The following is a 21,333-nucleotide window of genomic DNA, read 5'->3' as shown; positions in this document are numbered from 1 at the left end:
GCCCCGTGCATAACGTTAATCCTTGTCGAGAAGCCGCCCGGAGCCGCGAACGGGCCGGACGTGTACGGTCGCCCCGGCGTCGAACGTTTCGGTCGATCGGCGGCGCCCCATGTCGATCATCAGCTTCTGGCCGGCATTTGTTTCGACGAACAGCCGGAGCGTCGGACCATAGAAGACGGTCGATAGGATCTGCGCGGCGACCGTGTTGTCCGTTGCATCCGGATGAGCGGTGAGTTCCTCCGGGCGCACACATACCAATACCGGCCCGCCTCGGCCTGGCGTAGCGCGAACGCATTCTGCTGGAACTTCGAGGATCATCGAACCCGCAGCGACGCGCACGCCCGTGGTCGTCGCCTCCACGATCTCGGCGTCAAGAACATTCATGCTTCCGATGAAATCCGCCACGAAGCGCGTCGCAGGTGCATCGTAAAGCTCCGACGGCGACGCAATCTGCTCGATGCGCCCGCGGTTCAACACGACGATGCGGTCCGAGATAGACAATGCTTCCGCTTGATCGTGCGTGACCATCACGAACGTCGTGCCGAGACGTGATTGCAGCCGCTTCAATTCGATCTGCATCTGCTCGCGCAGGTTCGCGTCGAGTGCCGACAGCGGTTCATCGAGAAGAAGCACGCGCGGCGAGCACACCAGCGCTCGCGCCAGTGCAACACGTTGGCGTTGACCGCCCGACAGCATCGAAACGCGTGCGTTGATTTTGTCGGCAAGCCCGACCAAATCCAGCGCCTCGGCGATTTTCTTTTTTGCATCACCGGCCGGAAGCTTCCGCAGCGACAACCCGAACCCGACATTCTCCGCGACGTTCATATGCGGAAAGAGCGCATAGTCCTGGAAAACGGTATTGAGCGGCCGGTCGTAGGGGCGAAGCGCTGTGATGTCTTTGCCATCGAGCAGGACGCGGCCACCGGTCGGCGCTTCAAAGCCCGCCATCACGCGCAGGCTTGTCGTCTTTCCGCACCCTGAGGGGCCAAGAAGGCTAATGAACTCGCCATGAGCGATGTCGAGCGTAACGTTATCGAGACCGACCGTGCCAGTATCAAAAACTTTGGAAACACCATCGAGGCGCAGCAGTGAATTAGTCGCCATTACGAATCTCGGTCGTCTTTGTCGTGTTGATCCAAACGATCTCGCATCGCTCTTTGCCGCCGTTGTGGAACGAATGTTTCAGCGTGCTCTTGAATGCGAAACTGTCGCCAGCCTTAAGAAGATAGACGACGCTATCGATCGTCAACTCGACCTGGCCTTTTTTGACGAGGCCGAACTCGTAGCCCGCATGACTGTAGGACTCTCCCGTCCCCCCGCCCGGTTCGACATGAACCAGAAGACCCGTCAGCACCGAACCCGGCGGAGACAGCAACTCCTTACGCATGCCCTGCGATCGAACCGGCACTTCCTTTCTCTTCGTCGCACGGACGACGTAAAGATCGCTGCTCTTGTTCTCGTCGTCGCCAAGCAGGCTGTGCGGCTCGACGCCGAGTGCAGCGGCTAACGGCCAGAGCACGCGAATCCTCAGCGAGGTCAAGCCGCGTTCGATTTGACTCAGCGCGCCGACGGAAATTCCGGCGCGCTGGGCAACGTCAGTGATGCCGAGCTTTCGTTCGAGTCGGAGCGCACGAATGCGGCGGCCGAGGCGAATGTCCGCCTCGGAGGGAGTCTGATCGGAAGCCTCGTTGCGTGCTTCTTTTACCTTCGTCCGCGCCACAGTCGTGACCCTCTATCTGAAAAAGAGATGCATCTTTTGTCTTCGATTGGCGCGCGATCAGCCGCCGGCCTTGATCTTCTCGAACATCTTGGCGAGCTCGTCGTTCTGCTTCATCGGTCCAGTGAAAACCGTGCTCTTCAGAACGACGTTCGGATCGGCGGGAAGCTGCAGACGGTCAAGCTCTTCCTTCGGAACGAGATCGAATGCCGCCTTCGAAGCGCTGCCGTAGCCGTACTGCGTGATGAGCTCCTTGCCTGAGTCGCCCTCAAGGCGGCTGTTGATGAAGTCATAGGCGAGATCGACGTTCTTGGCGTCCTTCAGCATCACGAACCCGCATGCCCACGTCAGCATGCCTTCCTTCGGCTTCATAAATTCAACCTTTACGCCCTGCTTTTTAAGGGCGGTAGCCGAAGCATTCCACGTCATCGCCGCGACAAGCTCGCCGCTGGCGAGCGATTGCTCGACCGAGGTCATGTCAGTCGTGTAGGCGCGCAGCACCGGGCGCTGTTCACGCAGCTTCGTAGCGACTTTTTCGAGGTCGGCCGGCGACATGTCGAACGGATTGACGCCGGCCATGATGGCCGCGACGACAGGCGTATCGTGAACCGCGTCGATCGTCGCAAGGCGTCCGGTGTATTGCTTGTCCCACAGCAGGTTCCACGACGGAGCGGGATCTTTCACGAGATCGGTACGGTAGAGGATAGAGGTATTGCCCCAATCCCAAGGGACCATCCAGACCTTGCCATTACCGGCTTGAATATCGGGAAGATCTTTGAAGACCGGGAAAATCGTATCCCAGTTCTTGATCCGCTTCGTATCGATCGGCTGCAGCAGGCCCTCCTTGTTCCAGCGCGCGATCTTGTCGTAGCAGGGATGCGCGAGATCGGGATGAAAACCGGCTTTCACTTTCGTGAAAGCTTCATCGTCATCGCTGAAGACCGACGTTTCGACGCCGTCGGGATGTTCTTTCAGGAAGCTCTTGTTGAAGGCGGGCAGTTCATAGCCCGACCATGTGAAATAGGTGAGCTTGTCGGCGGCAAGCGCCGGTGTTGCGATGGCCGCAACGAGAGACGCCAGGCCCACGGCCTTGCGCAGCGTGTTTCGTAACGTCAATCCCTGCATAACTTGATACTCCCTGTTTGCGTTCAAGAGCTCGGCACACTTCATTTGAAAGAGATGGGAAGTTCGGTCGCGGATGCGCCGCGCCGCCGGATGATCTCGGCGGCCGTCGCAATGACGACCGAAGCCAAAAGAATGACGGAGCCGAGCGCCATGACGCTCGGAAGAGATTTCGGAAAGCGCAATTGACCCCAGACGTAGAGTGGCAGCGTCGGCTCGGTTCCGGAAAGAAAGAACGCGACGATGAATTCGTCGAACGACGTCAGAAATGACAGCATGAACGACGACGCAATGGCGGGGGCGGCGAGCGGCAGAATGATGCGCCGGAAGGTCGTCCATTCGTGCGCGCCGAGATCCATCGCGACTTCGCTGTAGCTTTTCGGCAGCGACAGGAACCGGCTCCGCATGATGACGACGGCGGTCGGGAGCGCCACGAGAGTATGTCCCAGCACGATGGCCGTGCGCGAAGGGCCAAGTCCGGCGAGATTGACCAGAATGAGCAGCGCAATGCCGACGATGACGCCTGGAATGAGAATGGGCAGCCGCGCCAGCGCCGATATCGTACGCGAAACGCGATCGCCTGCCGAAATTTCCATATAGGCGACCGTCATGCCGATGGACGTCGCCAGGAACGCTGCTGAAAATCCGACGATCAGACTCGTCTCGAAGGCGCGGTGAAGATTTTCATTGTTGACGAGGCTGCGGTACCACTCGAGCGTGAAACCCGACAGCGGGAACGCCGCCTGGATCGAATTGTTGAACGAAAAGATCGGAATGATCGCGATCGGCAGATAGAGAAAAAGCACGTAGGCAAGGATATAGCCCTTCAGCCACATCGCGTTTTTCGAAGAAGCCGCGCCTGCGCTCATGTCCGGCTCCCGAAACGCTTATCCGCGAGCCGCACGGCTACGACGAGCGTGAGGATCACCAGCATCACCATTACCGCAAGCGCCGCGCCGAACGGCCAATCGTTCGCCTTGCCGAACTGCGCCTGGATCATCGAACCAATCATCGTGCTGCTCGGACCGCCGACGAGAGCCGGCGTGACGTAGTCGCCAACGGTCGGCACGAACACCACGAGCGCCGCCCCCATGACGCCTGGCATCGAAATCGGCAGGATGATCTTGCGGAAGATTGTGAACGGCCGCGCACCAAGATCCTCTGCGGCTTCGATCAGAGAACGCGGCACGTTCTCAAGCGCGACGTAAATCGGCAGGATTGCGAACGCCGCATAGGCATGGGCCAGCGTTACGACGACAGCGGCCGGCGTATTGAGAAACGCGAGGATCGGTTCCGACGTGAGACCGGTCGTCAGCAGGACCGAGTTCAGGACGCCATTGTACGCCAGCACGACTTTCCACGCGAAAACGCGCAACAGGTAGCTGGTCCAGAACGGCAGCGTGACGATGAAGAGCAACAACCCGCGATGCTTGCCGGCGTGAAACGCCAGATAGTACGCCACCGGATAGGCTGTCACGACGGTCGCAAGCGTGACGAAACCGGCAATCGCCAGCGATCTCAGGATGATCGTCGCGTAAAGCGGATCGGATAACGTGTCTGAAAAATTGCGGAGCGTGAAAGCGCCGCCGAGCAGGGAACCATCATTCGTTCTGAAGCTCAGAAACAGCACCACGCCGAGCGCAAAGAGAACGAGGATGGATGTCGCCAGCGCACCCGGCGCCGACATTCCAAGCTGGAATAGCCGTCTGTGGCGCGCCGAGGCCGCCGGTATTGCGTGGTCAGTTTCGGCGGAAGCGTTCATCAACTCGCAATCCTGAACTGGCAGGATAGTTTTTCACATTTGCGAAAAAGTCAATCGCTGTATTACTCAGCGCTCCAGCATGTCGATCAGCCGGTACCACGCGATGGCTGCACCGATGCCGATGTTGCGAAACGTGTGAAACGGGATCGGCTTTATCGGCGTGATCGGCAGCGGAATGCATTCGGGATCGCGTGACGCGAGATAGTCGACGAGACGCGGCGCGAGCGCCGTCATCAGGCCGACGCCGCGCCCTTGGCATCCAGCGGCGACCATCAAGCCGCGCTCCGGTTCGTGAACATGGGGGAGGTAATCGAGCGTGACGGCGACGCGCCCATACCAGCGCTTTTCGATTTTTACATCGTTGAGAGCGGGATAGAGCCGCTTCAGCGCATGTTCGAGGTGCGCCCAGGCTTTTGGGCTCGTTGGCTCCGCCATTGAGCCGCGCCCGCCGAGAAGCATGCGATTGTCCGGTCCTCTGCGGTAATAGGTGACGATGCGGCGCGAATCCGAAACGACCTGGCCGCCGGGCAGAATATTTGCGAGCACCTCGTAGGGGAGTGGCTCGGTTGCGATCTGGAATGAGTGCAGCGGTAACAGGGTGCGCGCGAGGCCCGGAATAAGACCGTCTGCATAGGCGTTCGTCGCAACGATAACGGATTTCGCATGCAGCGTTTTTCCATCTGCCGTCGCAAGCGCCCATGACGAATTTTCGCGCCGCAACCGCGAAATCCGCGTGTTTTCCGCAATGCGAACGCCAGCCGCCACGGCGATCCGCGCAAGCTCGCGTGTGTACGCAAAAGGCTGGATCGCTCCGCCGCGAGGATCTAGCCAGCCACCGAGATAGCCCTGTGCTCCGGTCATCTGTGTCACGTCATCGGCGCTAAGAATTTTTGCCGGCACACCGCGCGCGATCCACTGCGCCGCGCGATCTTCCGCGGCCTTCAAGGCCGTTTCAGAATGCGCAGCTTGGATCCAGCCTTTGGCTTGTCGTGGGACGTTAAGTCTCTCGCGCTCGATGAGCCCAAAGACAGCATCGGGCGTCGACGCACCGAAGGACACCAGTGCTGATCCTCGCTTGTCGCCAAAATGCTCGATGAGCCAATCAGGATCGTACTTAAATCCCGCGATGACCTGCCCACCGTTGAGACCCGAAGCGCGGTCGGCAATCCGCGCCGCATCGACAATACGGACAGCAAGCCCTTGTCGCGCCGCATGAAGGCCAGAGCAAAGTCCGAGAATCCCGCCACCGACGATCGCAAGGTCGCAATGTTCGTCCGGCCGCAGCGGATCGTCGGGAAGCGTCTCTGAAGACGTGTCGGCCCATGCCGAAGCGGTCGTGAAAGCTGTCACGATGTCCCCATCCTTCCTAAATGAAGAATGGCGAAAGTTTTTCATTGATATGAAAGCTTGTAAAGAACCTGACGGGCTCGCGAACATTCGGTCGCGGGCTATTGGGCCGAAATTTCCACCCGCATCAAATCGGCAGAGCCGAGTTGGCGCGCCGCGCCCTCGGAAAGATCGATAATCCGTCCTTTACGGCACCGGCCGCATCAACGCCGGGCAAGGTGCTGTGATGGCGACACAAGGCGTCGGCGCCGCGCTCAGTCCCGCGATCGGCGGGTGGATGGCGCAACAATTCGGCTACGCCGCGATGTTTCCGACGCTGGGCGCTTTCGCCATGCTGTCTGTCGTTCTCTGGCTGAAATTCCGCACGGAACTCGTAGCAGCCGAAACGATCCGCGAGTGACAGCAGGCTATGCAAAAGAAACGCCGGGGCTTTCGCTCCGACGTTGTGTCGATCTGGCGGTCATGCACAAAGGCTTTGCAGCCTTGTTACTTGATCAAAAATTCGTTCTGCAGCGGGAGCGATTTTTTCCAGAAGGGCTGCTTGTCGGAGTTTGTGAGCGAAGCCCACAAAGATGTGCCAGTGGGCAAATCCTTATCGAGCTTGACGCTGAAGTCGTTGTGCGCGCCTGCATCGAGCTTCACACTGCCGACGATCGAGTCATTGGCTTTGCCCGAACCATTCGAGCCGTAAATCACGAAGTGCCCAGCCGATGGCATAAACGCATAAGTGACGTTGATTTGGCCTTCTTTGGGTTTCTGGTTGAACACAATCACCGAAGGCGGCGTTTGCGACATGGTGCTAGAAGGATTCTCTACGAGGGCGTAGGCCGACATCGGTACGGCGAACAGCATAAGAGAAGCGGCGGCGATTCCACTGCTGATTTTCAGACGAGACATGGGGGATCTCCATTCTGGCAAGTTGGCTTCGGCGACCTGAAAACCTCCCCGCGCCCCGTCCGAGCTGCGCGAGCGGGAATTTAAGATCGCTCTGTTTGACGTATGATGTCCGCTGCAGAAAAAAAGTAAGCCGCTTGGCCATATCGGTTCACGTTTGTTTGAGCCCGGCGTGACGCTCTTTGTTGGCGCTAACGCAACATTCTTAAGCTGCGCTTGTATCGATCATTGTCTACGTGGCGTCGACCTCGTGGTGGTTGGAAGACCTGCATGAGGGCCGCCGTCGGAGTAGCGAGCGACGCGCCGACGCCGAAGAGATTGCTCGGCATGTTCCGCCTAGACATCATTTTTCTGCGCGTTTTTCATTGTCATCAAACTGACATATTGGAAAGTGAATTAGGTATTATTTTCAACACGTTAGTTAAGATAAAACACTTTTGCTCTAATGCCGGCGCCGGTCCAACTGGCAGCATAGATTCTCATGAAAGTGCCTATCGTTTTCCGCTTCGGCATCGCCGCCAAAGCCGCGGTGCTTATCGTCTCCCTTGGTGCGCTATCGGCGCTCGCTAACTTCTTCGTGCTTGAAGGGGCGCAAAGTCTCGATCGGGTTAATCGCGCAATGATTGAGCGTGTTGGACCCGCGCGCCTCGCGTTGTCCGATGCTAAGGCGGCCCTGAACGATGTCGGCTTGGCTGTTTATAAAAGCATGTCCGCATCGGACTTGGACGATGCGCGGATGGCCAGCCGAGAAGCCATCAATCAAATCGCGGCTGCACGCCGCTGGATCTCCGCCGTCGCCGATTATTTCCCCGCGCGTGGCGCAGATTGCGACGTCATCCAGAGCAAGCTGCTGTATCTCGAAGGCACCGTACGTTCGCTTCGCGATGCGATCCTCTCAAGCGACAAGCAACGTCGCGCTGATGAAATGCTCGATCTCCGTTTCGATGCGGCGCTCGACGACGCGCTAGGGCAGATGAACCGGCTGACCAATCTCCTCGGCGCTGAATCGCGTGAAGTTCTTGCTCAGGCGGAAACCGAGCAGAACTCGATGTCTGAGGTCATCGTAGCGATTTTGGCGATCGGCACGTCGTTGATCGTCATATTGGCGTTGGCACTCGTCCACTATTCGCAGGCGCGTCCCCTTCGTCATCTCAGTGAAGCTGCTCTGCGCGTTCGCGAAGGCGGGGCGATGTCATTGGATCTCGATGAGAACGTGCTCGGCCGCTCCGACGAGATCGGAACGCTGGCGCGTTCGTTCCAATCGATGCTGACGAAGCTTGCCGAGGCGCAAGAGTCGCTGGCTGTTCAATACGCACGCGTCGATGCTGCGATCAACAATTTGCCTCAGGGGCTCTGCATGTTCGACGCGGAGCAAAATCTCATCATCTGCAACCGGCGCTATGCCGAGCTTTACGGTCTGAAGCCCGAGCTGACCGTCGCGGGCACGCCCCTTCGATCGATATTGCGGGAGCGCCGCAAGAACGGCCGTTTCTCGAAATTCCAGGAAATGGCTTTGGTCGATCATATCGAGTCGGCCACCGGTCGCGATCCAATCTATCGGATCGAAGAACTGACCGATGGCCAGGTCATCGCTATTTCCCATCAGCCGATGCGCGACGGCGGCTCCATCGCAATTCATGAAGACATCACCGAGCGGCGCAAGATGGACGCGAAAATCGCCCATATGGCACATCATGATGCTCTGACCGACCTTCCCAACAGAGTGCGGTTCCACGAGGCTATGGAAATGGCGCTTAAAGGTGCCGAGCACGATCACACCGTCTCAATTCTTTGTCTCGACCTCGACAACTTCAAGACGGTCAACGATACGCTTGGGCATCCCGTCGGGGACGCCTTGCTTCAGGCTGTAGCGGATCGGCTGCGCGCTTGCGTCAGGAAACATGACATCATCGCGCGTCTCGGTGGCGATGAGTTTGCGATTGTGCAGATCGATGCCGATCAGCCTGTTGGCGTCACCGTCTTGGCGCAGCGCATTATTGCCGAATTGAGCGCGCCGTTCGAAGTGTTGGGACATCAGGTCGCCGTCGGCGTCAGCATCGGCATCGCAATGGCCCCGTTAGACGGGGACACTGTGGAGCAGCTGATGAAGAACGCCGATATGGCGCTCTATCGCGCCAAAGAAGAGGGCCGCGGCATCTATCACTTCTTCGAGCCCGGTATGGACGCCAAGCTGCAGGAACGTCGCGCGCTCGAAATTGATCTGCGCAGGGCAATCGATAGTAACGAGCTCGAACTCTATTACCAGCCGCTGATTTCTCTCGACACGAACGAAGTCAGCGGCTTCGAAGCGCTCGTGCGCTGGCAACACCCGACGCGCGGAATGGTTTCTCCGGTGGAATTCATTCCGCTCGCCGAAGAGATCGGTTTGATCGGCGTCATCGGCAACTGGGTGCTGGGCCAAGCCTGCGCAGATGCGATGAAATGGCCATCAGACGTCAAGGTCGCTGTCAATCTTTCGCCGCTGCAGTTCAAGAACAATGCGCTCGTTCTTCAGGTTGTCGGCGCGCTGGCGAAATCAGGCCTGCCTGGGCATCGCCTCGAACTTGAAATCACCGAGACGGTTCTGCTGCGCGATACGGATGCAACGGTTGCGATGCTGAATGAACTGCGCGCCCTCGGCGTCCGCATCTCTATGGACGATTTCGGCACGGGCTATTCGAGCCTTGGTTATCTGCGGAAGTTTCCGTTCGACAAGATCAAGATCGATCGGTCGTTCATTCAGGATCTTGAGGCCAATCCGGATTCCATCGCCATCGTGCGCGCCGTTGCAAGCATCGGCCATGCGCTCGGCATGGCGACGACGGCGGAGGGTGTCGAAACGGAAGCGGAACTGCTTCAGCTTCGCCATGAGGGCTGCACCGAGGTGCAGGGCTATCTCTTCAGCGAGCCACGGCCGGCGGATGAGATTCTGTCTCTGATGGCGCACCGGACACCGAAGCTGGAGAAAGAGGCTGTCTGAACGGCATCTCTCGCGAGATCGCCGCCTTGTCGACTGCAAAAGCAGGACTGGACAGGGCGGCTATCCTGCTGTAGAACAAAAAGAGAACAATTATGTCTGAGGCTCTTTCTCTTTTGCCATGCTGCCGCTCTCGATTTGCGCCCCCTCAGCTCCTGTCATTCTTCGCGAAGTCGTCGCCGGGCCGGGGCATGCTGCTGCGGCTGTCGGCTTCGGCCTGATGCTGGCGACCCAGACGAAGGCAGCAGCGCCGCGCGATGCCATGTTGTTGTGGGTGCGCGAGGCAGCGGCAATCGCGGAAACCGGAGACGCCTATGGTCCGGGCTTGGCCGCACTTGGCCTGTCGCCCGAGCGCTGCATCGTTATGGAAGCGCGTTCTCCAGTTGACGGGTTGCGCGCCGCTCTCGAAGGCGCGCGTTGCAGTGCGCTGCACGCCGTCATCCTGGAGACGGTGACTCCGATCGACCTTACGGCCAGCCGACGATTGAAGCTTGCTGCGGAGAAGTCGGGAGTCGAGATCGTGCTCATTCGGCACGGTGGCCGCGTCGCCCCCAATGCCGCGCAAATCCGCTGGCGCGTGCAGGGTGCACCTCAGATGAAGCCGAACGGCCCGCGGCGGGCAGCCTTCGACGTGTTCGTGCTGAAAAGCTCGTCAGGTCTCGATGAGAGAAGCTGTATCGTGGAGTGGGATCATGAGCGGCGATGTTTCGCGCAGACGGTATCTATGCCTCTGGATGCCGTTCCTGTCGTCGGATCGTTGGCAGCGTGACAACGGCGGCGGCGCACCTCTGCCGCTGGTCTTCGTTGCCAAAGTCAAGGGCGTCTCGCAATTGGCCGCCGTCGATTCCCGGGCTCTAGCCGTCGGCCTGCGAGCCGGAATAACGCTCGCCGACGCGCGGGCGCGGATGCCGCGATTGCGCGCCATTGAGGCCGATCCCTCAGCCGATACCGCTTTCGTTGCGCATCTTGCCGATCTGGCACTGGCTTTTACGCCGTCGGTCACCTTGGATCTGCCGGACGGTCTGGCACTCGATATCACGGGATGCAGCCATCTCTTCGCAGGCGAGACGATGCTTGCCGCGCGCCTGCAGAAGGTTTTGCACACGGCCGGCATCTCAGTCGCGAAACTTGCCGTCGCTCCGACGCCTGATATGGCGCGCGCACTGGCGCGCTTCTCTGCCGTCAATCCATGCTTTGTCGAGGACGCTAGGCTTGTGCGGACACTTCCTGTCGCGGCACTCGAATGCGCGGAAGAAGACGCAACCGCCTTGAGGCGCGCCGGGCTGAGGACTGTCGCCGAGATCGCCGACCGGCCATCGCTGCTGTTCACCGCCCGTTTTTCGTCGGCTTTCACGGCCAAACTCGCCCGCGTGCTCGGAGAGGAAGACAGGCGCATCGCGCCTCGCCGCCAGCCTGCGCCTTACAGGGCCGAGCAGCGCTGTGCCGAGCCGGTGGCGAGCCATGAGGTGATCGCCAATATGCTTGCCGATCTGGCTGCGTCTGTCTGCGATCAATTGGCAGCGCGAAGCGTCGGCGGCCGCATCTTTACGGGAACTTTTTTTCGGGCTGACGGCGCTATCCGCCGCATCCGCGTCGAGACCAGCCGCCCGACACGCGATCCTGAAGTGATCTTGCGCCTCTACCGCGACCGTCTCGATGGCCTCGCCGACCCGCTCGATCCTGGCTTCGGCTTCGACCTCATTTGCTTCGAGGCGACGCGCGCTGAGCCGTGGACTGAGAGCCAGGGCACGTTCAATGCGCAAGACGACCAGCAAGACAAGGTCGCTCAGCTCATCGACCGGCTAAGCATCATGTTCGGACGTGAGCGCGTAATGCGATTGCAGCCGGTCGATAGCCATATTCCGGAACGGGCGCAGGCTGTGGTTCCGGCTGCACTTCCCGCGTCGCCACACGAATGGGAGCAGGGGACGATCCAGGGCAAGGTCGGTTTGCGTCCGCCGCTGATCTATGCGCGTCCGCATCCGATCGACGTCGAAGCCGATAAAAACGATAGGCTGGAAAGCGTCCGCTGGCGCCGCGTTACGCATCGCATCGCGAACGCGATCGGTCCGGAGCGCATCGCCGAAGAATGGTGGCGCCCACAGTCAGACTATGGCGTGCGCGACTACTATCGTGTCGAAAGCTCTGAAGGGCGGCGCTTCTGGATTTTCCGCGCAGCCGTAACGGCGGCCGATGGGCAGCCTCGGTGGTTCCTGCATGGAGTGTTTCCATGACGCCCTATGCCGAACTTGCTACCACCACGAATTTCTCGTTTCTGCGCGGCGCATCGAACCCTGAGGATTTCGTCGCGCGCGCCGTCCTTCTTGGCCATACGGGGATAGGCATTGCGGACCGCAATACGCTCGCCGGTGTCGTCAGAGCTTACGGCGCTCTCGAAGACTTGCGGAACGAAGGATTGCCCGCTCCGCAAAAAGTCCGCGAAGGCTCCGGTCCCGGCGAATACGCTTGGATCGACGATGCAAACGCCGACGATTGGGCCGGCATTTCAGAAGCCGTCAAAGCTCGCGCAAAAAATTTCAAGCTGCTCGTCGGTGCACGCCTCGTCTTCATCGACGGCACCCCGGATATCATCGCTTATCCGGAAAACCGCGCCGGTTGGGCGCGGCTCTGCCGCCTGCTCAGCTTTGGCAAGCTAAAGGCCAAGAAGGGCGATTGCAGCCTGCAACGTGAAGATTTGCTATCGGATTGCGCCGATCTGCAATTGATCGTCATGCCGCCGTTGGTGCGCGATGGCCTTGAAGCGCATGTTCGGACTGTTTCGGCAGCAGCGCCCGGAAAAACATGGCTTGCCGCCGCAATGCATTTGCGCGGAAACGATCGGGAAGAGCTGCATCATCTGATGAGCGTCGCTGCTTTAACGCATGTGCCGCTGATTGCCACGAACGACGTGCTGTATGACATCCCGGAGCAACGGGAGGTTCAAGACATCCTGACGTGCATCCGCGAAGGCTTGCGCATCGAAACGGCAGGAAGGAGGCTGGAAGCCAACGCCGAGCGCCACCTCAAGCGGCCTGCGGACATGGTGCAATTATTTCGCGACTGTCCTTCCGCCATTTCCGCCACGCAGGAATTGCTTCAAAACATCACCTTTTCACTCGGGCAGCTCAAATATGAGTATCCCGACGAGCCCGTTCCGCCCGGTTGGACCCCGCAAGGATGGCTCGACCATCTGACGTGGCAAAAGGCGGCCGAGCGCTATCCGGCAGGCATCCCGGATAAAGTGCGCAATCAGGTGGCGGCCGAACTGAAACTCATCGCGGAGCGTGAGTATGCACCGTACTTTCTCACCGTTTACGACATCGTCCGCTACGCCAATGAACAGAAAATTCTGTGTCAGGGACGAGGCTCGGCGGCGAATTCCGCCGTTTGCTACGTGCTCGGGATCACGTCGGTCGATCCTGAGCGCAATAACTTGCTTTTCGCCCGTTTCATTTCGAGCGAGCGGCGCGAGCCGCCGGACATCGACGTCGACTTTGAGCATGAACGGCGCGAAGAGGTCATCCAGTACATCTATGAGCGCTATGGACGCGAGCGCGCGGGTCTCGTGGCGACCGTGATCCGCTATCGCCCGCGCAGCGCCATTCGCGAAGTGGGCAAAGTTCTGGGCTTGAGCGAAGACATCACCAGCCGCATCGCCGGAACCGTGTGGGGAAGCGGGGGATCGAAACTGTCCGAAGCGCATCTCCGGCAAGCCGGCATAGACCCGCGCAATCCGGTTATCGGCCAGGCGATCGCGTTTGCGACACGCATCCTCGGTTTTCCGCGCCATCTCTCGCAGCATGTCGGCGGCTTCGTGCTGGCTCGGGGACGGCTGGATGACCTCGTTCCAATCGGCAATGCCGCGATGGATAAGCGGACCTTCATTGAGTGGGACAAGGACGACATCGACGTTCTCGGCCTGATGAAAGTCGACGTTCTCGCGCTGGGCATGCTGACCTGCATTCGCAAGGCGTTCGACCTGATCCGCTTGCACGAAGGCGAGAGCTTCGATCTCGCAAATCTTCCTGCCGAGCAGCGGGAGGTGTACGAAATGCTGCAGAAGGGGGATTCCATCGGCGTCTTTCAGGTCGAGAGCCGGGCGCAGATCAACATGCTGCCGCGCCTGAAGCCGAAAGAATTCTACGATCTCGTCATCCAGGTCGCGATCGTGCGGCCCGGTCCGATCCAAGGCGACATGGTGCACCCCTATCTGCGCCGACGCAAAAATACGGAAGAGATAACCTTTCCATCGCCCACGCCGCCGCACGATCCTGATGAGCTTCGCAACGTGCTGTCGCGAACGCTTGGCGTTCCGCTGTTTCAGGAACAGGCGATGCAACTTGCGATGGTCGCGGCAAGGTTCTCCGACGCCGAGGCCAATCAGCTTCGCCGCGCAATGGCGACGTTCCGCAATGTCGGCACGATCCATAAATTCGAGTCGATGCTTGTCGAGCGTATGGTCGAGCGCGGCTACGATCGCGATTTCGCACAGCGCTGCTTTGAGCAGATCAAAGGCTTCGGCGAATATGGGTTTCCCGAAAGTCACGCCGCTGCGTTCGCCAGGCTCGTCTATATCTCTGCTTTCATCAAATGCCGCTATCCGGCAGCTTTCGCGTGCGCGCTTTTGAATGCACAGCCCATGGGATTTTATGCCCCGGCACAGATCGTGCGCGACGCGCGCGATCACGGCGTCGAAGTCTATCCGGTCGATGTCAATGAAAGCGACTGGGACAATACGCTATGCGCCGGGAGCGACGGGAAAACGGCGCTGCGTCTCGGTTTCCGGCAAGTCGACGGCTTGTCGGAGGCGTGGTGCAAACGGCTGATCGATCTGCGCCGCAACGGATATGCCGACCTCGATAACCTGGCGCAGCGCACCCGTCTGCCGCAGCGGGTGCTGCGCGTGCTTGCCGATGCCGATTGCTTCCGCTCTGTCGGCATTCATCGCCGAGACGCGTTATGGGCGGCGCGGCGCTTGCCGGAAGCGGACGAACTGCCGTTGTTCGCTGCCGCACGCGAGCCGGATCTGGGTGACGAGCCTAATGCGCAATTGCCATCAATGTCGCTCGGCGAAAACATCGCGGTGGACTACCAGACCGCCCGTTTGTCGCTCAAAGGCCATCCGATGGAATGTCTGCGCGATATCTTCCGCAGCGAAGGCATTGCCACCTGCGCCGAGCTTGCAGCTCAACGTGACGGCAGCCGAGGACGCGTCGCCGGAGTTGTTCTCGTGCGTCAGCGACCGGGCAAGGGCAATGCCATTTTCATAACTTTGGAGGACGAGACGGGAATTACGAACGCCGTGCTTTGGGTGCGTACGTTCGAGAAATTCCGCAAGGAGGTGATGGGCGCCCGGCTGCTGCTGATCGAAGGCAAGGTGCAGCGCAGTCCCGAAAACGTCATCCATCTCATGGCGGCGCGCGTCATCGACCGGACGGCGGAGCTTTCTCGCCTTTCAGATGCCTACGAACCGACGATCGAAATATCGAGCGCCGACGAATTCCTGCATCCGCAGCCATCCCGCGCACGCCATCCCCGCGACGTCCGTATTCTGCCGGGCTCGCGAGATTTTCATTAATCGAACGCCCCTTTCAACGAAGGACCTGGCCTCCCAAGATCACAGCCGCAGGCGCCATGAAACAGGCAGGACCATGTGGCTCGTAGAAATCAAGTACGTGTCGGAGAGCAACAGGACGCCACCGCGGGTCGTCGAAGCCGTGACCCAGTTGCATGCCTCGACTGCGAACGAACACACGCAGTCTTCGGCAAGTGGGCAACGTGGAAGCAACATTTCGATTCACTGATTTGAATCTGTTCATTGACACCAAACGGCCACACTGCATCCGATAGGCGCCATCGCCTTGGCCATGCGTATTGCATCCCCGCAACTTTCGACCTAGTCGTTCGGCTATATCGTTTGCGTAATTTGAGTGGGGGAAGTAGCGAATGTGCCGGCGAAAAGTTCGTGTGTTAGCGTTCACTGCCTTTGCGATGTCATCTGCTGGAAACCTGAAAGCCCAAGAAGCCGCACAAAACGTTCAGGATGCATCGTCCGTCGCCTTGCCGCCCGTCGTGGTGGCAGCTCCGAAACAGCGCATTTCGCAAAAGCCCAGCAGCACATCCGCGGGCACCGACGACGGCAAGTCGAAAGGTACAGCCAGCAAATCTAAAAAAGCCGACGGCGGCACCGATACCGCAGCGTCCAGTCAGGGCCTGCCAGGATCGGCAGGCGTCTTTACCCTCGGCCAAATCGATATGGTCGGTGGCACGGCGATCACGAACGACGCTATGTGGACGTTCTCGAAAGCGACCTTGGATCAGTCGCTGTCGCTGGCTCCCGGCGTCGCCGCATCGAATTCAGGCGGCACGCGCAACGAACAGCTGATCTTCGTCCGCGGCTTTGACCGCTGGCAGGTTCCGATCTCGATAGATGGTATCCCGATCTATCGTCCCGCCGATAACCGCATCGACTTCTCAAGCTTCCTGACCGCCAATCTGTCCGAAGTGCAGATTGCGAAGGGTTACACGTCGGTTCTCAACGGACCCGGCGGCATGGGTGGCTGGATCAATATGGTGACCAAAAAGCCGACCAAACCGTTCGAAGGCCAGATCGAAGGCGGCATGATGTTCGGCGGTGACGGACAATACGAGGGTTATAGAACCTACGCGTCGTTCGGAACGCGGCAGCGCGGATACTATGCGCAGGTCAGCGGTTCTGTGCTTGATTTGGATGGCTGGTACCTGTCGGACAATTTCAAGCCGACGTCGGTCGAAAACGGCGGCGAGCGCGATCATTCCAACAAGAGCAATTGGGAAGCCAACGCCAAAATCGGTTTGACCCCGAATGCGACCGACGATTATTCGATCAACTACGTGCGAATGAACAATTCCAAGGGCGCGCCCTACCACGTAACGGATCCCGTCTCGACGCAGCGCTATTGGGATTGGCCGGACACCACGCAGCAAAACATCTATTGGCTTTCACATACGAAACTCTCTCCGGCGTCGTTCGTCGAAACCAAAGTTTACTACACGACTTTCAGCGATAACCTGATGAGCTACGACGATGCGGCTCAGACCACGCAGAAGACTCCAAAAGCCTTCGATAGTATTTATAACGACTGGGCGGGCGGCGGCAGCATCCTGTACGGCCTCGACATCACGCCGTGGGACACGCTGAAGTCAACCTTCCTTTATCGGCGCGATAACCACACGGAATCGCAAGGCTACAACGTCAAGGGCGTATCTTGCGGTAAAACCACGCCCTGCTTCTGGGAACCTGATCAAACTGATCTGGAAGACACCTATTCCGTCGCCTTCGAGAACACGCTCCGCGCTACCAATCGCATCGATATCGTGTCTGGCATCAGCTACGACTGGCGCAGGCTTTACGAGGCCCAGGAGTTCACGACGACCGACGGTCTGTTCGAATATCCAAAGAAAGATACCGACGCGCTCAATTGGCAGTCGGCCATCGTCTATCGCTACAACGATACCGGCACGGTGCACGCAAGCGTTTCCGACCGCACTCGATTCCCGACGATTTTCGAGCGTTTCAGCTCACGCTTCGGCGGCGCCACGTCGAATCCGGGTCTTCAGCCTGAGCGTTCGATCAATTACGAAGTGGGCTGGGCCAACAATTTCGCGCGCAACAGCCAGATGTCGGCTGCTGTGTTCTACAGCGATGTCACCAACCTCATTCAATCGGTGCCGTTCATCTATGATGGGCAGGCAGTGACTCAAAGCCAGAACGTCGGCGACGGCCATTACTACGGCATAGAATATTCAATCGATTATGCGATGAACGACTCGCTGCTCGTCGGTGGCAACATCACCTGGATCCGCCGTGACGTGCATAATCCCGAGAACCCATCATTCGAGCTGACCGGCCTGCCGGCGGTGAAGGGCATTGCTTACGCCACGTACAAGATCACCAACGCCTGGAGCATCACGCCGAACGTTGAATTCGCCACTGATCGCTGGACGGTCAACACCGCCGGCACCGTGTATTACGAAACTGGGGCATTCGCGCTGGCGAACTTTCAGACCGAATACGACATCAACGACAAGACGAGCCTTATCTTCAACGCTCGCAACTTGACGGACGAGAACTACACGCTGACGGACGGCTATCCCGAGCAGGGACGCAACTTCTACGTCGGCATGCGCACGCAATTCTAGGATCACGATCTCAACATATCGCCGGCGCTTCGATAGCGCCGGCCTTCGATAAGGAATAGAGATGTCGCGCAATTTTCCATTACTGAAATCTCTTTTACCGATCGCGGCCTTGGTGGCGGCGTTTTCCGGAGTAGCCTCCGCCGAGACATGCACCGGTTTTAAATGGTCCGTTGCGACCGAATTGAGTTGGGTCGCCGCGCCGGACGCGGAAGCGGTGGAGACAGGCGGCAAGATCGTGTCGATCCCTGATAAGGCGATCGAGCTGACGCTCGAACCCTCGCCATCAGTCAAGCTACCGGCGACACCTGGCATCAAGAAACAAGCCATAGCGAAAAACAGCTTTTCCGGCTGGTTCTCGATTGCCGATGTGGGCAAGCCCGGGCTCTATCAAATCACGATTCCCAGCCACGCCTGGATTGATGTCGTCCAGAACGATGCGTTGGTTTCCACGGTCGCATTTTCCGGCGACAAGAATTGTAAAAGTTTGCGCAAGAGCGTGCAGTACGATCTTGGCGCTGGGCCTGCGATCATTCAGATCAGCGGGGCGCCGGATAAATCCATGAAGTTGACCATCCATGCCGCGGAAAAAAAATGAAGTGAATGCGTCCCGCAGCATAGCAGTGGCATGTAAGAGCCGACGGTGGGCCTTCATCGGCTTCTTGGCGGCCACATCAATCGCGACCGCGGTAGCATCCCGTTCTGTCGAGGCCGCAAGCTTGCGTACGCCGATCGAACTTGGCCGGGCGCTTTTTGCAGATCGAAACCTTTCGTTCAGCCGCAAGCAGAACTGCGTAAGCTGTCATTCGCCGGAGTTGGCGTTCACCGATCCACGTGCGCTAGGAGATGTGCAAGGCGCGGTTTCTCGCGGAGGAGACGGTCACTCGCTCGGCGATAGAAATTCGCCGACACTCAGCTACATCATGATGACGCCACCGTTTCATATCTCGGCAGAGCACACGGCGGCAGGTGGAATGTTTTGGGACGGCCGAGCGCGAACCATAACGGATCAAGTGCGCGACCCAATCCTCAATCCAATAGAGATGGGCATGCCAGATGAGGCAAGCGTCGTCGCGCGGCTTCGCGAAAGCGCGGATTATCAAGCGGCCTTTCCTGCAGTTTTCGGACCTGGCGCCTTGGACGATACGCCAAAGGCATTCGCGGCACTTCAGACCGCATTGGCCGCCTATTTGAAGACGTCCGATTTCGCGCCGTTCGATTCCAGGTATGACAAGTCGCTCCGAGGCGAAGCGGTGCTCTCGCAAAACGAAGCCAAGGGACGCGACTTGTTCTTCGCCGCGAACGGGGCGGGATGCTCCCGCTGTCATTCGAGCACGGGCGTCGCAGATTCGCGCAACGACGCATTCACGAACTTCCGGTACTATAATCTGGGAGTTCCGGAGAATGTTGCGGTTCGCCGTCTGAACGGAAGCGCCGCTCAACGCGTCGACCATGGTCTCATGCAAAATCCTGCAGCGAATGACCCGACCTATGACGGTGCGTTTAAGGTCCCGACGTTACGCAATATTGCCGTCACCGGCCCTTACATGCACAACGGCGCCTTTCAGGAGCTGCGCACCGCCGTCGTGTTTCACTTGAGATTTTCAGACGGCCGCGTCGGGAAGATTAATCCGGAAACCGGAGCAGCGTGGAACGCACCGGAAGACGGCGCCAATCTCGCAATCTCCAATCTGAAGGCGCGACCGCTGTCAGACGCCGACGTCGATGCTTTGATCGCGTTCCTGAAGACGTTGACGGACCGGAACTACGAATCTCTCGTCGACAACTGAAACGAAATGGCCATCGCGCGGAAATCCGTGCGATGGCCCTGTTTGATCCGTCCTGTCGTGCGAGGGCGGAAGCGGTCACGCCGCTTTAATAGCGGCGGTAGCCGAGGAACTTTCCGGACATGCCGATTTTCACCCGGTCGCCCTTCTGGTCGGGCTGACGTTCCAGCGTCATATCGAAATCGATTGCCGACATGATGCCGTCGCCGAACTCCTCCTGAATGAGTTCCTTCCACGTCGTACCATAGACCTGAACCAATTCGTAGAAGCGGTAGATCAGCGGATCGGTCGGCGGCACTTGCGGGAGCGATCCGCGGTAGGGAATTTCCGTCAGAATGATCTTTGCTTCCTCGGGAAGATCCAGCAGCTTCGCGGCACGCTCGGCTTCCTCAGGCTCCAGACGCATCTGTCCGAGAAGAGCCGCTGTGACGACGATCGGTGACGTCGAGACCGACACGGTTTGCTGAATCTCTGCCCACGTCAGGCCCTTCATCCGTTTTGCGGAAAGCACAAGTTCGGTCACTTCGGCGCGGTTCATGCGCGTCACTCCTTTGGTTTGGATGGCTAAGGATTTCGGTTCAGGCTGTTACGGCAGCGCGGTCGACGGCGGACGCGGCTCCATCTTTCTCGGCATCGACCCGCATTGGTTTTGCCGTTGGGCGCACGATGGGAGGCCGCATGGGATTGTGGGCCTTGCCCGCGATTTCCTGGTCGAATGCCTTCGAGCGGCTGACGAGGAAATCGAGAAGATGGTTCCGCATCGGATAGTAATTGGCATGCCGATGCATCGTCGCCGGTTGTCGGTCTTTCGGCAGCGTATTCTCGACGATCTCCGCGATCTTGGCGTGCGGACCGTTCGTCATCAGCACGATCTTGTCGGCGAGCAATAATGCTTCATCGACGTCGTGCGTAATCATAAAGACGGTCTGTTGCGTTTCGGTGCAGATGCGGCGGACTTCGTCCTGCAACGAGCCGCGCGTCAGCGCATCGAGCGCCGAAAACGGTTCGTCCATCAACAGCATCTTTGGCTCGATGGCGAGCGCGCGGGCAATGCCGACGCGTTGTTTCATGCCGCCCGACAGCTCGGCAGGTTTCTTCTGTTCAGAACCTTTGAGATGGACAACATCAATATACGTCTGACAGTGCGCAAGAATTTTCGCCTTGGGCCAATCGGGATGACGGGACTTCACCGCGAATGCGACGTTCTGCTGGACTGTCATCCACGGCAGCAACGAGTGCCCCTGGAAGATGACAGCACGATCGAGGCTCGGTCCCGATATCTCGCGGCCGTCGACGATCACCACGCCATCGGACGGTTTGTCGAGGCCCGCTAGAACGTTGAGGATTGTCGTCTTGCCGCAACCCGAATGCCCGATGAGACAGACGAACTCGCCCTTCGCAATCGGCAGCCAGATATTCTCAAAGACGGTAGTCTCGCCGCCGCCATGCTTGGGATAGCGCCGAGCCAGGGCTTCGATGGAGATCAGTGGCTTTTCCATAGCGTCCTCGTGTTCGGGCCTGGGGTGAGTGATTGCAATCTTCCGCTGGC

17 protein-coding genes are annotated in these 21,333 nt (G+C 59.0%); 8 read left to right on the top strand and 9 right to left on the bottom strand.

The genetic code is table 11. The features are described 5' to 3' along the window. Positions 1–15 precede the first annotated feature (15 nt). The 6 genes from HYPMC_RS18515 to HYPMC_RS18490 all read right to left on the bottom strand — a co-directional run bounded on the left by HYPMC_RS18515 (position 16) and on the right by HYPMC_RS18490 (position 5,951). A complete protein-coding gene (locus HYPMC_RS18515) occupies positions 16–1,104 on the bottom strand; it encodes an ABC transporter ATP-binding protein (RefSeq protein WP_013949604.1) in 1,089 nt (362 codons plus the stop codon). Next, positions 1,094–1,720: a cupin domain-containing protein gene (locus HYPMC_RS18510; RefSeq protein WP_013949603.1), complete on the bottom strand. Its 627-nt coding sequence runs from the start codon at positions 1,718–1,720 to the stop codon at positions 1,094–1,096. Before HYPMC_RS18510 ends, HYPMC_RS18515 begins: the two co-directional genes overlap by 11 nt. Positions 1,721–1,777: 57 nt before the next feature. Beyond that, positions 1,778–2,842, bottom strand: a complete 1,065-nt coding sequence (locus HYPMC_RS18505) for an ABC transporter substrate-binding protein (RefSeq protein WP_013949602.1) — start codon at positions 2,840–2,842, stop codon at positions 1,778–1,780. 41 nt (positions 2,843–2,883) lie between these two features. Then, on the bottom strand, positions 2,884–3,708 hold the full coding sequence (locus tag HYPMC_RS18500) for an ABC transporter permease (RefSeq protein ID WP_013949601.1): 825 nt from the start codon (positions 3,706–3,708) through the stop codon (positions 2,884–2,886). Next, positions 3,705–4,601: an ABC transporter permease gene (locus HYPMC_RS18495; protein WP_013949600.1), complete on the bottom strand. Its 897-nt coding sequence runs from the start codon at positions 4,599–4,601 to the stop codon at positions 3,705–3,707. Before HYPMC_RS18495 ends, HYPMC_RS18500 begins: the two co-directional genes overlap by 4 nt. Before the next feature lie 66 nt (positions 4,602–4,667). After that, complete coding sequence (locus HYPMC_RS18490; protein WP_013949599.1) at positions 4,668–5,951, bottom strand: FAD-binding oxidoreductase; 1,284 nt, start codon at positions 5,949–5,951, stop codon at positions 4,668–4,670. A gap of 223 nt (positions 5,952–6,174) precedes the next feature. On the opposite strand from HYPMC_RS18490, the gene HYPMC_RS23870 reads away from it, so the two are divergent. Continuing rightward, a complete protein-coding gene (locus tag HYPMC_RS23870) occupies positions 6,175–6,348 on the top strand; it encodes a hypothetical protein (RefSeq protein WP_013949598.1) in 174 nt (57 codons plus the stop codon). Between the two features lie 86 nt (positions 6,349–6,434). On the opposite strand, the gene HYPMC_RS18485 is transcribed toward HYPMC_RS23870, so the two are convergent. Further along, the gene (locus HYPMC_RS18485; RefSeq protein ID WP_013949597.1) at positions 6,435–6,845 is read right to left on the bottom strand and encodes a hypothetical protein; all 411 of its coding nucleotides are present in this window, start codon (positions 6,843–6,845) and stop codon (positions 6,435–6,437) included. Between the two features lie 478 nt (positions 6,846–7,323). On the opposite strand from HYPMC_RS18485, the gene HYPMC_RS18480 reads away from it, so the two are divergent. The 7 genes from HYPMC_RS18480 (at position 7,324) to HYPMC_RS18450 (ending at position 19,787) form a co-directional block, all read left to right on the top strand. After that, positions 7,324–9,822 (top strand): EAL domain-containing protein, encoded by a 2,499-nt coding sequence (locus tag HYPMC_RS18480; RefSeq protein ID WP_013949595.1) that lies wholly within the window; start codon positions 7,324–7,326, stop codon positions 9,820–9,822. A gap of 118 nt (positions 9,823–9,940) precedes the next feature. Next, complete coding sequence (locus tag HYPMC_RS18475) at positions 9,941–10,588, top strand: ImuA family protein (protein ID WP_013949594.1); 648 nt, start codon at positions 9,941–9,943, stop codon at positions 10,586–10,588. Further along, entirely contained in the window at positions 10,512–12,053 is a 1,542-nt protein-coding gene (locus tag HYPMC_RS18470) for a DNA polymerase Y family protein (RefSeq protein WP_244420925.1), read from the top strand. Before HYPMC_RS18475 ends, HYPMC_RS18470 begins: the two co-directional genes overlap by 77 nt. After that, the gene (locus HYPMC_RS18465; RefSeq protein WP_013949592.1) at positions 12,050–15,397 is read left to right on the top strand and encodes an error-prone DNA polymerase; all 3,348 of its coding nucleotides are present in this window, start codon (positions 12,050–12,052) and stop codon (positions 15,395–15,397) included. The genes HYPMC_RS18470 and HYPMC_RS18465 overlap by 4 nt, the downstream gene beginning before the upstream one ends. Positions 15,398–15,786: 389 nt before the next feature. Next, positions 15,787–18,000 (top strand): TonB-dependent receptor, encoded by a 2,214-nt coding sequence (locus HYPMC_RS18460; protein ID WP_244420924.1) that lies wholly within the window; start codon positions 15,787–15,789, stop codon positions 17,998–18,000. A 61-nt stretch (positions 18,001–18,061) separates the two neighbouring features. After that, positions 18,062–18,595, top strand: coding sequence for a hypothetical protein (locus HYPMC_RS18455; RefSeq protein WP_013949589.1), 534 nt, complete (start codon positions 18,062–18,064; stop codon positions 18,593–18,595). Between the two features lie 121 nt (positions 18,596–18,716). Further along, positions 18,717–19,787 carry a cytochrome-c peroxidase gene (locus HYPMC_RS18450; protein ID WP_244420923.1) on the top strand — a complete coding sequence of 357 codons (1,071 nt, stop codon included), beginning with the start codon at positions 18,717–18,719 and terminating at the stop codon, positions 19,785–19,787. 85 nt (positions 19,788–19,872) lie between these two features. On the opposite strand, the gene cynS is transcribed toward HYPMC_RS18450, so the two are convergent. Both cynS and HYPMC_RS18440 read right to left on the bottom strand, forming a co-directional pair. Further along, positions 19,873–20,322 (bottom strand): cyanase, encoded by a 450-nt coding sequence (cynS, locus tag HYPMC_RS18445; protein ID WP_013949587.1) that lies wholly within the window; start codon positions 20,320–20,322, stop codon positions 19,873–19,875. A 40-nt stretch (positions 20,323–20,362) separates the two neighbouring features. Continuing rightward, on the bottom strand, positions 20,363–21,283 hold the full coding sequence (locus HYPMC_RS18440; protein WP_013949586.1) for an ABC transporter ATP-binding protein: 921 nt from the start codon (positions 21,281–21,283) through the stop codon (positions 20,363–20,365). Between the last annotated feature and the right edge of the window lie 50 nt (positions 21,284–21,333).

Source organism: Hyphomicrobium sp. MC1 (genome assembly GCF_000253295.1).
Taxonomy (GTDB): Bacteria; Pseudomonadota; Alphaproteobacteria; order Rhizobiales; family Hyphomicrobiaceae; genus Hyphomicrobium_B.
The sequence above is the reverse complement of the archived record's forward strand: the minus strand, read 5'-3'. Positions and strand labels throughout refer to the sequence as shown.

Excerpts from the sequence above, each read along its gene's own strand:
- HYPMC_RS18465 (WP_013949592.1), top strand. The coding sequence starts at position 12,050 with ATGACGCCCTATGCCGAACTTGCTACCACCACGAATTTCTCGTTTCTG.
- HYPMC_RS18440 (WP_013949586.1), bottom strand. The coding sequence starts at position 21,283 with ATGGAAAAGCCACTGATCTCCATCGAAGCCCTGGCTCGGCGCTATCCC.
- HYPMC_RS18505 (WP_013949602.1), bottom strand. The coding sequence starts at position 2,842 with ATGCAGGGATTGACGTTACGAAACACGCTGCGCAAGGCCGTGGGCCTG.
- HYPMC_RS18470 (WP_244420925.1), top strand. The coding sequence starts at position 10,512 with ATGAGCGGCGATGTTTCGCGCAGACGGTATCTATGCCTCTGGATGCCG.
- HYPMC_RS18485 (WP_013949597.1), bottom strand. The coding sequence starts at position 6,845 with ATGTCTCGTCTGAAAATCAGCAGTGGAATCGCCGCCGCTTCTCTTATG.
- HYPMC_RS18480 (WP_013949595.1), top strand. The coding sequence starts at position 7,324 with ATGAAAGTGCCTATCGTTTTCCGCTTCGGCATCGCCGCCAAAGCCGCG.
- HYPMC_RS23870 (WP_013949598.1), top strand. The coding sequence starts at position 6,175 with ATGGCGACACAAGGCGTCGGCGCCGCGCTCAGTCCCGCGATCGGCGGG.
- HYPMC_RS18500 (WP_013949601.1), bottom strand. The coding sequence starts at position 3,708 with ATGAGCGCAGGCGCGGCTTCTTCGAAAAACGCGATGTGGCTGAAGGGC.
- HYPMC_RS18495 (WP_013949600.1), bottom strand. The coding sequence starts at position 4,601 with ATGAACGCTTCCGCCGAAACTGACCACGCAATACCGGCGGCCTCGGCG.
- HYPMC_RS18515 (WP_013949604.1), bottom strand. The coding sequence starts at position 1,104 with ATGGCGACTAATTCACTGCTGCGCCTCGATGGTGTTTCCAAAGTTTTT.
- HYPMC_RS18455 (WP_013949589.1), top strand. The coding sequence starts at position 18,062 with ATGTCGCGCAATTTTCCATTACTGAAATCTCTTTTACCGATCGCGGCC.
- cynS (WP_013949587.1), bottom strand. The coding sequence starts at position 20,322 with ATGAACCGCGCCGAAGTGACCGAACTTGTGCTTTCCGCAAAACGGATG.
- HYPMC_RS18475 (WP_013949594.1), top strand. The coding sequence starts at position 9,941 with ATGCTGCCGCTCTCGATTTGCGCCCCCTCAGCTCCTGTCATTCTTCGC.